This window comes from Caldichromatium japonicum, assembly GCF_011290485.1.
Lineage (GTDB): Bacteria > Pseudomonadota > Gammaproteobacteria > Chromatiales > Chromatiaceae > Thermochromatium > Thermochromatium japonicum.
This window is the reverse complement of sequence record NZ_CP048029.1, coordinates 1578786-1590418: the sequence shown is the minus strand read 5'-3', so window position 1 is coordinate 1590418 and position 11633 is coordinate 1578786. Positions and strand designations below refer to the sequence as shown.

Below are 11633 nucleotides of genomic sequence, written 5' to 3'. Positions count from 1 at the left end.
GCGGCCAATTTATACTGAGTGATTACTAAACTGTTTCATGTATTTATTGTCGGCAGCCGAGCCGGCATGACCCTGCGGGTGCAGCCAAGGGCTTCTGCTGGCCCAAGATCCCCTCAAGATTGCATCCACGGGAAAAGTCAGAGATGAAAAAGATCGAAGCCATCATCAAGCCCTTCAAGCTGGACGATGTACGCGAGGCGCTCTCCGCCGTGGGCATCAGGGGTATGACCGCAATGGGGGTCAAGGGCTTCGGGCGCCAAAAGGGGCACACCGAGCTCTACCGCGGCGCAGAGTATGTGGTCGATTTCCTGCCCAAGGTCAAGATCGAACTGATCCTCCCCGACGGCCGGGTCGAGGAGTGTATTCATGCCATTATGGGTGCCGCACGCACCGGTGAGATCGGTGATGGCAAGATCTTCATCTCTGCGGTCGAGCGGGTCGTACACATCCGCACCGGCGAGGAGAACGAGGCCGCAATCTAGTCGTGGCCGTTCCCTTCTAATCCTCGTCGAGCTTGAGCGCCTCCCAGACCCGCTGGAGCAGGTCTGGACGCTCGGGGGGCGCCGGCTCTGGGGCAAAGCGCCCGGCCTGGCGGTTGAGATCGAGCACACGCTGGGCATCGGCGGCAAGGTCGTCCTTGCCCAGCGCGCGATAGGCGGCGATCAGCACCTCGAGCGCGTCGTCCACGGCGCTGGTGCGCTGATAATGCTGGATAACGTGATTGGCGCGGTTGGCAGCAGCGAGATAGGCCCCGCGTTTGAGATAATAACGCGCGACATGGACCTCATTCATTGCGAGGTTGTTGCGCAGATAGACCATCCGCTGGCGCGCATCCTCGGCATATTTGCTGTTCGGGAAGCGCTCGACCAGGACGGCAAAGTCCTTGAAGGCATCCAGCGCCGCGCCGGGGTCGCGCTGCGAGGCATCGGTGGGGATGAGGCGATCGAGAAAGCTGATTCCGCGGTTATAGTTGATGATGCCCTTGAGATAGTAGGCATAATCGACATACGGATTCTGCGGATAGAGCTTGATGAAGCGGTCGGCGGCTGCCAGCGCCTCTTCAGGCTCATCGGCGCGATAATGGGCATAGGCGACATCCAACTGGGCCTGCATCGCATAGCGCCCGAAGGGATAGCGGGCCTCGAGCTTTTCATAGAGCTCGATGGCGCGCTGATAGGACCCTGCCTTCAGTTCAGCCGAGGCCTCAGCATACAGCTTAGCGGCGCTCCAGCCCTCGGTCTCGTCGCCCTTTTTGCCAAAAACACCGCAGCCCGCGAGTAGGGCCGCGAGCATCACAATGGCTAACTGTTTGCAACTGCTTGGCATAGCGCGTATGCGTCTGTTTCAAATTGTCCCCAGTATACCCGAACCCTCTGGTCAAGCGGGCAGGCTTGGTCCACGGTTGGGCGTATGACCACTAGGCAAGTTTTGTACCTCCGCCGTGAACTGCGCATCGGTCCTACCGATGGCAGCGAGCGGCTAGACCGTGCCTTGGCGCGGCTGTTGCCTGAGTTCTCCCGCAGCTGTATCCAGCGATGGATCGAGGCGGGGCAGATCCTGGTCGATGGACGCCCTTGCCGCAGCCGCGACCCGGTCTTCGGAGGTGAATCGATCTCCATTACGGCCGAATTGACGCCGGTCGATGAGCATCGGCCACAGGCGATCACCCTCAATATCGTCTATGAGGACCCCCATCTTCTGGTCATCCATAAACCGGCTGGACTGGTGGTGCATCCAGCGGCGGGCAATCCGGACGGCACGCTGCAAAATGCGCTGCTCCATCATGATCCTGCCCTGGCCACCCTGCCGCGCGCGGGTATCGTCCACCGCCTCGACAAAGAGACCAGCGGGCTAATGGTGGTAGCGCGAACCCTGGAGGCTCATTGCGCCTTGGTCGAACAGCTGCGACAGCGCCTTGTCTATCGCGAATATCGCGCCCTGGTACAGGGTGCGCTCGTCGCCGGCGGGCGGATCGAAGCGCCGATCGGTCGCCACCCGACCCAGCGCACCCGGATGGCGGTGGTCTCCCATGGCCGGCCAGCGGTGACCCATTACCGGGTGCTGGAGTCCTTGCCGGGGCATACATTTTTAGCAGTACGGCTGGAGACGGGACGCACCCACCAGATCCGCGTCCATCTGGCCCACATTCATCATCCTCTGGTGGGCGACCAGACCTATGGGGCACGACCGCGCCCACCGCGCGGCGCCTCGCCGCAACTCATTGCGGCGCTCCAGCATTTTCCGCGTCAGGCGCTGCATGCCATCCGCTTGGGATTGATCCACCCGCAGCGCGGCAGGGAGATGCAGTGGGAGATACCGCTGGCCGCTGATCTGGCGGCGCTGTTGGATCTGTTGCGAAGAGAGCAGGCACATGGAATGGCTGACGCCTGACTGGCCGGCGCCCGCTTGGGTGCGGGCCTGTTCGACCACTCGCAGCGGTGGGGTGAGCCTTGGGCCCTTTGCCAGCCTGAATCTCAGCGACCGCGTCGGCGATGACCCGGAGCGGGTGGTCCGCAATCGCACCCTGCTGGCGGAGCGCCTGAGTCTACCCGCCGCACCCCTGTGGCTGGAACAGGTGCATGGCTGTCAGGTGGTCACCGTCTGGCCCGATAACGGCTGTCCTCCAGCCGATGCCGCGCTCGCCGTTGAGCCAAGCCGGGTGTGCGCTGTCATGACCGCCGACTGTTTGCCGGTATTATTGTGCGACGACCAGGGCACACGCGTTGCTGCGGTGCATGCCGGTTGGCGGGGGCTGACAGCGGGGATCATCGAGCAAACGGTCGCGGCCCTGGCGGTAGCGCCTGAGCACCTCCTCGCCTGGCTAGGCCCTGCGATCGGACCCGATGCCTTTGTGGTAGGCGACGAGGTGCGCGCCCTGTTCATCGCCGGCGATCCTGTGGCCAGCGCCGCCTTTCGACCGACCGCTGGGCGCTGGCGGGCCGATCTCTGGGAGTTGGCACGCTTGCGCCTGGAACGCTTGGGGATCACTCGGGTCTACGGCGGCGGCGCATGTACCTTTTCCCAGCCCGAACGTTTCTTTTCCTATCGGCGCGATGGTCTGACTGGGCGTCAGGCGAGCCTGATCTGGCTGGCGCCGACTGACTAAAGGGGCACTAAGAACATGTCTGACTGGACCCTCCTGACCTTGGTCGGTACCGACCGTCCAGGCATCGTAGCGCGGGTGACCCGGGCGCTCTATGAGCTCGGCTGCAATCTGGGCGAGGCCTCGATGAGTCGCTTGGGCGGCAACTTCACCATCCTGCTGATGGTAAGCTGCCCCCGCCCCCAGGCCGAGGTCATCGCTGCACTCCAGCCTATGGCGGATGAGCTGGAGTTGCGCATCCATCTCGATCCCTTGAGCGGTGGCCTCCACCAACATCTGGTACCCAATGTCCAGGTACGGGTCTTCGGCGCCGATCGTGCAGGGATTGTTGCTGAAGTGACGGGTATCCTGGCCGAATTAGGATTCAATATCCTAGAACTCAACTCGGATGTCGCCGGCGAGCCCCAGCGTCCGGTGTATATCATGAACATCCAAGGTTATAGTGAGCGCACCATCGAAGCCTTGACCAAGGCGCTTGCCCCTTTGTCCGCACGCGGGGTATCGGTCGATGTCGCGCCGGTCGAGTTGTTGATCGGGTGATGCATGGCGGTCCTCGAGGTCCTCACCCTCCCCGATCCGCGCCTCAAACAGGTCTCTGCGCCGGTCGAGCACTTCGATCAGGCGTTGCGCGACTTTGTCGCCGATCTCGAAGAAACGCGCCGGGCCGGTCCTGCCGCCGTGGGTATCGCCGCGCCCCAAGTCGGGATGTTCAAGCGTATTGTCATCGTGGATGTCTCCACCCGCCCCAAGACCCCCAATCATGGTCATCTGATCCTGATCAACCCCCAGATCCTGCATTGGGAAGGGTTTGCCATGGGACGCGAGGGCTGTCTGTCAGTCCCCGACTATACGGGCAATGTCATCCGCGCTACCCATATCCGGTTGCTCGCCCAGGACCTGGACGGGGTCGAGCATCTCTATGAGATGGAAGGCTTCGAGGCCCGCGCCGTCCAACATGAGATGGATCATCTCGATGGTCTGTTGTTCGTCGATCGCGTGGTCAGCCGCCGCACCGATCTCTATCGCCGCAAAGTCTATCAATCCGCCGGTTCCCCGAGAGTAGAGCCTCAATGAGACAGCGTCCCCTTTGGTTCAGCCCTTTGCTTCTCTCCCTGTCGATCAGCGCTGGCCTGACCCTGGCCGCGCCCCTGCCGGTGCCCCTGTCGGATCTCTTCCCGACCCCGACCCAGACCAAGACCGCGATCGTCATCAACAAAGTGCTGGAGCGTTATCACTATCGCAAGTTCGCGCTCGACCGCGCTTTTGCTCAGGCGGTGCTCGCGCAGTATCTCAAGGTGCTTGATCCCAACCGTAGCTTCTTTCTGGCGCGTGACGTCGAGCGTTTTCAGACCGGTGCGCGCCAGCTCGATGAACAATTGCGCCGCGGCGAGCTCGATATCGCCTTCGACATCTTTCGCGTCTATCGCATGCGGGTCGATGAGCGGGTGACCTATGCCCTGCGGCTGCTCGACGGGCCGTTCGATTTCACCACCGCGGAGACCTTTGCCTTTGAATCAGATAAGACACCCTGGGCCCGCGATACCGCTGAGCTCGATGAACGCTGGCGCAAGCGGGTCAAATACGATGTTTTGTCGCTGAAGCTGGCAGATAAATCGGACGCCGAGATCCGCGAGCGCCTGCGCAGGCGTTATGAGGGTCTGGCACGGCGCATCCGCCAGTTCCGTGCCGAGGATGTCTTTCAGACCTTCATGGGCGCCTATACCCAAACGATCGAGCCGCATACCAGCTATATGTCCCCGACCACCTCGGAGGATTTCGATATCAGCATGAAGCTTTCGCTGGAAGGGATCGGTGCGGTATTGCGCTCGGACAACGAGCACACGGTCGTCCAGAGTACGGTCCCGGGCGGGCCGGCGCGCGAGTCCGGGCAGATCCAACCTGGAGACCGTATCCTGGGCGTGGCCCAGGGTCTGGATGGGGCGATGGAAGATGTGGTCGGCTGGCGTCTGGAGGACGTGGTCAATAAGATCCGCGGACCCAAGGGCTCGGTGGTACGCCTCCAGATCCAGCCCAAGGCGACTGGCTCGGCCAAGCCGGTGCGCGAGGTCACCTTGGTGCGCAATGAGATCAAGCTCGAGGATCAGGCGGCCAAGAGTTATCTTATCAGCGATCTCGCCGAGGCTCCGGGGCTCAAGATCGGCCTCATCGAGGTCCCCGCCTTTTACCGCGACTTTGAGGCCGAGGGGGCAGGGGCCGCCGATTTCCGCAGCACCACCCGCGATGTACGCCAGCTCATCCATGAGCTGGTCTTGCGCGGGATCGATGGGTTGGTGATCGACCTCCGGGGCAATGGTGGCGGTTCGCTGAACGAGGCCACGGCCTTGACCGGGCTTTTCATCGACACGGGCCCGGTGGTCCAGGTCAAGGACGCCTTTGGCAAGGTGGAGGTCGAGGCCGACCGCGATCCTGGGGTGGCCTACGAGGGCCCGCTTGCCGTCCTGGTCGATCGCGAGAGCGCGTCGGCCTCCGAGATCTTTGCTGCTGCCATCCAGGATTATGGGCGCGGGCTGATCATCGGCGAACCGACCTTCGGCAAGGGGACGGTGCAGACCTTGATCGACCTCAATCGCTATATGCCTAATGAGCGGGCCAATCTGGGACGGCTGCGCCTGACCATGGCCGAGTTCTTCCGCATCAGCGGCGGCAGCACCCAGTTGCGCGGCGTGGAGCCGGACATCCGCTTCCCGACCGCCCAGTTCGTCAACGAACATGGCGAACGCGCACTGCCCAACGCCTTGCCCTGGACCCAGATTACGTCGGCCAAGTTTGTGCGGGTAGGGGAGGTCCGCCCCGAGCTGCTCAATCAACTCACCCAACGCTCGGCGGCACGCATCGCCAAGGACCCTGGATTCAGGATGCTGGTCGAGCGCAGCCGGTTGGCGCGCGAGGCCGAAGAGCAAAAGGAGATCTCGCTGCGTGAGTCAGACCGGCGGGCCGAGGATCAGCGGCGCAACCAGCGCTTCAAGAACGAACAGGAGCGTTTTCTGCGCACGCGCGGGCTGAAGCCGGTCGATGAGGATGCTGATCAGGTCGATGAGGAGGCGCTGGATGCCCAGCGCAAGGCGATCGCGCGCATCGAGGCCGAGGAGGCAGCGCGTATCCTGGCAGACAGCATCCTGTTACAGCGCAGTGGTACTGCCAAGACGCGCGCGGCACTGAGGGACTAAGGCAGATGACCGCCGCAAGGGAGTGGGAGCTGCTTATCCAGCGGCTCCAAGGCCTGGGTGCGAGCGCAACCCTGCACGCCAACCGCATGGGCCTAGAAAAGGAGGGGCTGCGTGTCGCGCCGGATGGCCTCCTAGCCCAGACCCCCCATCCGCCGGCACTCGGGGCGGCACTCACCCATCCCTATATCACTACCGACTTCTCCGAGGCCCTGCTCGAGCTGATCACCCCCCCACTCACCGATCATCAGGCGGTCCTAGACTTTCTGCGCGATTTGCATGTCTTTGTCATCCAGCATCTGGGCGACGAGCGCCTGTGGTGCGCCAGCATGCCCTGTGTCATCGAGCGCGCCTCAGACATCCCCTTGGCCTATTACGGGACATCCAATGCCGGGATCATGAAGACAGTCTATCGGCGCGGGCTCGCCAACCGCTATGGGCGGATGATGCAGATCATTGCCGGGGTGCATTGCAATGTTTCGTTTGCCGATGCCTTCTGGGACCTCTATCAGGAGCAGTGCCGCGATCCCCGCGAGTCGGTTTGGTTTCGCGCCGAGGCCCAAATAGGCATGATCCGTAACCTCCAGCGGGTCGGCTGGCTGATCCCCTATCTCTTTGGCGCCTCGCCTGCGGTCTGCGAGAGCTTTGTCCGCGGGCGCCAAACCGAGCTTGTCCCCTTCGCCCCCCATACCCTCTATGACCCTTACGCCACCTCGCTGCGCATGGGCAACATCGGCTATCAAAATAAACAGGAAGAGGGCTTGGGGATGAAAGCCAATTATGACAGCCTGGACACCTATGTGCGCAGTCTGACCTGGGCGATCGAGACACCCTGTCCGCGCTATGAGGCGATCGGGGTCAAGATCGGGGAGCGTTATGAACAGCTCAATGCCAATGTACTGCAGATCGAGAACGAGTATTACAGTACGGTGCGCCCCAAACAGATCACTGGCTGGATGGAAAAACCGACCCACGCCTTGCGTCAGCGCGGCATCCGCTATGTCGAGCTGCGTTCGCTCGATGTCAATCCATTCGAACCCCTGGGTGTCGGTCTTGAACAACTGCGGTTCATCGAGACCTTGATGCTTTATTGCCTGCTCAAGGACAGCCCCCGCATCGACGCGCGCGAACGGCGCGACATCGATGACAACCTAGCGGTGGTCGCTCATCGTGGGCGTGAGCCTAGGCTTACCCTGAGGCGTGCGGGCGCAGCCGTGCCCTTGCGCACCTGGGCGCACGAGATCCTGGCCGAGATGCAACCCATAGCCGAGCTCCTGGACGGCGAGGGCAACGGAACGCGCAGTCAGACCCTCGGCGCGCAGCGCGCAAAGATCGATCATCCCGAACTGACCCCATCAGCGCGGATGCTTGATGAGATGCGGGCGCGCAACGAAGGCTTTTTCGCTTTTGCCTGGCGCTGGTCCGGGCAGCACTGCCAAGACCTCAAGGCAAGCCCCCTCGCCCGCGAGCGTCAAGCGCTCTTGGCGCGTCTGGCGGATGAGTCGATCGCGCGCCAAGCTGAGATAGAGGCCCAAGACCAGGTGGATTTCGATACCTTCTTGCAAGATTATTTCGCCGGTCGGCTCGCGCCCCAGAAGGCCCCATGAAGCCGTACCTGACTGAGAAGGTTGTTGATTATCTTGATCGCCCTGAAAACTGCAAGGCGGATGCTCAACCCAGACGTCTGGTAATGCCCATGTTCGGGCAGATAGCGGTGCGCATCACCTAGATCCATCTCAATCATGCTTGAAACACTCACCCAGCCCCCTGTCGGACTGCGCCCGCGCACGGTCGCTGCGGTCGATCTCGGTTCAAATAGCTTTCACATGGTCGTTGCCCGCATCGATGACGGCCATCTCCAGATCACCGACCGGCTTAAAGAGATGGTGCGTCTCGGCGAAGGCGTGACTCCGGCCCATACCATCGAACCGGCGGTCGCCGAGCGCGCCCTCGCCTGTCTTGAACGTTTCGGACAGCGTCTACGCGGATTCGCCCCCGAGGATGTGCGAGCTGTAGGCACCAATACCCTGCGCCAGCTTGCACCGGGCTCGGACTTCATCGAACGTGCCGAGGCGGCCCTTGGCCATCCAATCGAGGTCATCGCCGGACGCGAGGAGGCGCGCCTGATCTATCTTGGGGTAGCCTATGGCCTGGCCGCGGGCAGCGAACGACGGCTGGTGATCGACATCGGCGGCGGCAGCACCGAGATCATCGTCGGTCAGGGCTTTTCACCCCGTCTGCGTGAAAGTCTATATATGGGCTGTGTCAACATGACCCGCCGCTATTTCGCCGATGGCCGCATCACTGCCAAATCCATGCAGCGCGCCGAATTGGCTGGCGCGCTCGAGGTCCGCCCAGTGCGCGAACTCTTTCGGAGGACGCGCTGGGAGCGGGCAGTCGGGAGTTCAGGGACCATCCGTGCCATCGCCACCGTGGTACAGGACGAGGGTTGGTGCGAAGATGGGATCTCGGCTGAATCCTTGATCCGCTTGCGCGCAGTCTTGATCGAGTCGGGGAGGGCAACGGCACTCAAGCTCAAGGGGTTGAGCGATGAGCGCCGCTCTGTCTTTGCGGGCGGTGTAGCGGTATTGCGCGCCGTCTTCGAGTCGCTGGGGATCGAGTCTCTCCAGGTCTCGGATTACGCCTTGCGCGAGGGGGTCCTCTATGAGATGGTCGGACGCAGCCAGGGAGATGTACGCGAACGCACGGTGCGCGCGCTCTGCCGTCAGTTTCATGTCGATCTCGAACAGGCACAGCGCGTTGAGGTCACGGCGCTCAAGCTCTATGAACAGGCCCGCGCGTCCTGGGACCTGATCGACCGCGAGCATCCCTTATTGCTTGCCTGGGCGGCGCGCCTGCATGAGATCGGGCTCATGGTCGCCCATAGCCAATATCAAAAACACGGCGCCTATCTCATCCGCAATGCCGACCTACCGGGGTTCTCGCGTCAGGAACAAACGATGCTGGCTGCCCTGGTCCTCGGTCACCGGCGCAAGTTTCCCAGCCAGGAGTTCGCTGATCTGCCGCGCGCCGTGCAGCTCTGTTCCCGTCGGTTATGCGTCCTCCTGCGGCTAGCAGTCTTGTTGCATCGCGGGCGCTCGCCGGACGCCAAGCCCAACCCGATCCTGATCGTGGATCAGTCAACCCTGCTGTTGCGCTTTCCCGAGGGCTGGCTGGATGCCCATCCGCTGACCCGCCTCGAGCTCGAAGAGGAGACCGAGCGCCTAGCCGGCGCGGGTTTTGAGCTCCAGTTTGGTTGAATATAGCGCTCTCGCTTAAGAAAGCGCATCATCTGGGCGCCCCAGCAAACGCGCTTAAATACTAGTTCTGCCCAGATTGTGGATGCAGGAACGCGCCGATCCTCCAGGTCCTTAGGTGTTGAGGATGCGCCGATCCAGCACCCGCTTGGCCTTGCTGGTGAAACGTTCGAGGCTCTTGGGTTCGACCAGATCGACATGGGCGCGGATGCCGGTAACCGACTGAATCTCGCGGCTGATCCGCTCGCATAGCGACTGCATCCGATCCATGCGGTCGGAGAAGATCTCAGGGTGCATCTCGACCTTGACATGGAGTTCATCGAGCGTCCCCGAGCGGCTGACCTCGATAGATCGTTGGTTTAGCAGATCGAGAACAACAGTCCCATCCTTCGGCTAATCGGCGAGATCCGCGGCGCAAGCAGCCTGCTGTTCCGCTGCAGCCTTCTGGTATTGGCGGATCTTGGGCGCGGCGAGGACATAGGGCTGGCGGGCGACGATGAGTGAGGTCTCGTTGCGGTTCAGGAGATCATGGATGAGGGCATGCAGGGCGCCGTCCTTGAGAGTCGTGGTATCCACAACATGGACGTTTTGGATCCCCATCGCCCGCGCTGTCTCTTCGAAGCTGAGCCTATGGGCCGGCGTATGATCGAGCTTGCGCCCGGTGCCCGGATGCTCTTGCTGGCCGGTCATGGCGGTGGTGTCGTTGTCGAGGATCAGGACCAGGTGTCCGCTCGGCGGCAGGTTATAGACCATCTCGGCTAGGCCTGTGAGCCCCGAGTGGACGAAGGTCGAATCCCCGATGACGCTCACTACCCGCCGCGCCTGATACTTGGGCAGGACGTGGCACAACCCCAGTCCTACGCCGATGCTTGCCCCCATGCAGACGCGGGTATCCATCGCCGAAAAGGGCGACAGGACCCCCAGGGTATAGCAGCCGATGTCGCCGACGACGATGCAATCGAGGTCGCGCAGCGCCTCGAAGACCCCGCGGTGCGAGCACCCCGGGCAGAGCTGCGGCGCTTTGCCTTTGGGCAGTTCGGGTTCCAGGCTCATGTCCTGGGTCAGGATACGCCGCACCCGGGCAACATCGAGCTCACTGAAGCGACAGGACTCCGGTTTGCCCTCGGCTGGGATACCGGCGGCGCGCAGGGCCTCGACCAGGACCGGGTCGCCCTCCTCCACGACCACGAGGCGCTCGACCTCGGCGGCAAAGGCACGGATGCGCTCAATCGGCAGGGGATAGGTGAGCCCAAAGTTGCAATGACTGGCCGTGGGCTCGGCCTCGCGCGCATGCATGGCGGCGATGCCGGTGGCCATGATCCCCAGGCGCCGGTCGTCACCCCAATGGATGACGAATGGGCCCTCCGCTTCGTTCCAAGCAGCGATCTCGGCGAGCTTCTGACGCAGGCGGCGATGCGCCGGTCGGGCATAGGCGGGGATCATCACCCGCCCGGGGATGTCGCGTTCAAAATGGGGTTCGGGCCGGCTTGCCGGCGTAGGACGCGGGCAGACGATGGTCTTGGCGTGACAGGACGCGGGTGGTCAGGCGCAACAGGACAGGGATCCGCCAGCGCTCGGAAAGCTCAAAGGCCAACCAGGTGTAGTCATAGGCCTGTTGGGAGTCGCAGGGCTCGAGCATCGGTACGCCAGCGGCGCGGGCATAGTGCCGATTGTCCTGTTCGTTTTGGATCGAGGCCATGCCAGGGTCGTCCGCCGAGACCACCACCAGACCGCCCTTGACATCAGTATAGGCAGCGGTGAACAAGGGATCGGCGGCGACATTGAGCCCCACGTGCTTCATGGTGACCAGAGTGCGGGCGCCGGCGAAGGCGCAGCCCAGGGAGATCTCGAGCGCGACCTTTTCGTTTGGCGACCATTGTGCTTGTCCACCTAGACTAGCGAAACTCTCCAGGATCTCGGTCGAGGGTGTGCCCGGATAACCTGTTTGTGCCCGGATAACCTGTTCCTAAGCGTACACCCGCATGCAGGGCTGCTAAGGCCACCGCCTCATCGCCGTTGAGTAAGCAGTCCGGGCCTATATAACCGGGCCTATATAATAGGCCCTGCCCTAAAGAATCATGTCCGCTA

Annotated in this window: 10 protein-coding genes and 1 pseudogene; 8 read left to right on the top strand and 3 right to left on the bottom strand. The window is 62.5% G+C overall.

Annotation, left to right across the window (positions count from 1 at the left end; genetic code table 11):
• Positions 1–143 precede the first annotated feature (143 nt).
• Positions 144–482, top strand: coding sequence for a P-II family nitrogen regulator (locus GWK36_RS07785; protein WP_166270664.1), 339 nt, complete (start codon positions 144–146; stop codon positions 480–482).
• A 16-nt stretch (positions 483–498) separates the two neighbouring features.
• On the opposite strand, the gene GWK36_RS07780 is transcribed toward GWK36_RS07785, so the two are convergent.
• Entirely contained in the window at positions 499–1326 is an 828-nt protein-coding gene (locus tag GWK36_RS07780; protein ID WP_166270663.1) for an outer membrane protein assembly factor BamD, read from the bottom strand.
• Between the two features lie 84 nt (positions 1327–1410).
• Here GWK36_RS07780 and rluD point away from each other — a divergent pair, with 84 nt between their 5' ends.
• From rluD to ppx, 7 genes are all read left to right on the top strand, one after another.
• Positions 1411–2391 (top strand): 23S rRNA pseudouridine(1911/1915/1917) synthase RluD, encoded by a 981-nt coding sequence (gene rluD / locus GWK36_RS07775; RefSeq protein ID WP_166270662.1) that lies wholly within the window; start codon positions 1411–1413, stop codon positions 2389–2391.
• On the top strand, positions 2372–3106 hold the full coding sequence (gene pgeF / locus GWK36_RS07770; protein ID WP_166270661.1) for a peptidoglycan editing factor PgeF: 735 nt from the start codon (positions 2372–2374) through the stop codon (positions 3104–3106). Before rluD ends, pgeF begins: the two co-directional genes overlap by 20 nt.
• 15 nt (positions 3107–3121) lie before the next feature.
• Positions 3122–3643 (top strand): glycine cleavage system transcriptional repressor, encoded by a 522-nt coding sequence (locus tag GWK36_RS07765; protein WP_166270660.1) that lies wholly within the window; start codon positions 3122–3124, stop codon positions 3641–3643.
• Positions 3644–3646: 3 nt separating this feature from the next.
• On the top strand, positions 3647–4177 hold the full coding sequence (gene def, locus GWK36_RS07760) for a peptide deformylase (protein ID WP_166270659.1): 531 nt from the start codon (positions 3647–3649) through the stop codon (positions 4175–4177).
• Positions 4174–6291, top strand: a complete 2118-nt coding sequence (locus GWK36_RS07755) for a carboxy terminal-processing peptidase (protein ID WP_166270658.1) — start codon at positions 4174–4176, stop codon at positions 6289–6291. Before def ends, GWK36_RS07755 begins: the two co-directional genes overlap by 4 nt.
• 5 nt (positions 6292–6296) lie before the next feature.
• The gene (gene gshA, locus GWK36_RS07750; protein WP_166270657.1) at positions 6297–7895 is read left to right on the top strand and encodes a glutamate--cysteine ligase; all 1599 of its coding nucleotides are present in this window, start codon (positions 6297–6299) and stop codon (positions 7893–7895) included.
• A 135-nt stretch (positions 7896–8030) separates the two neighbouring features.
• Complete coding sequence (ppx, locus tag GWK36_RS07745) at positions 8031–9548, top strand: exopolyphosphatase (RefSeq protein ID WP_166270656.1); 1518 nt, start codon at positions 8031–8033, stop codon at positions 9546–9548.
• Positions 9549–9659: 111 nt separating this feature from the next.
• Here ppx and GWK36_RS07740 read toward each other — a convergent pair whose 3' ends face one another.
• Complete coding sequence (locus GWK36_RS07740; RefSeq protein ID WP_484478973.1) at positions 9660–9842, bottom strand: hypothetical protein; 183 nt, start codon at positions 9840–9842, stop codon at positions 9660–9662.
• 96 nt (positions 9843–9938) lie between these two features.
• Positions 9939–11584, bottom strand: a pseudogene (locus tag GWK36_RS07735) (thiamine pyrophosphate-dependent enzyme).
• Positions 11585–11633 lie beyond the last annotated feature (49 nt).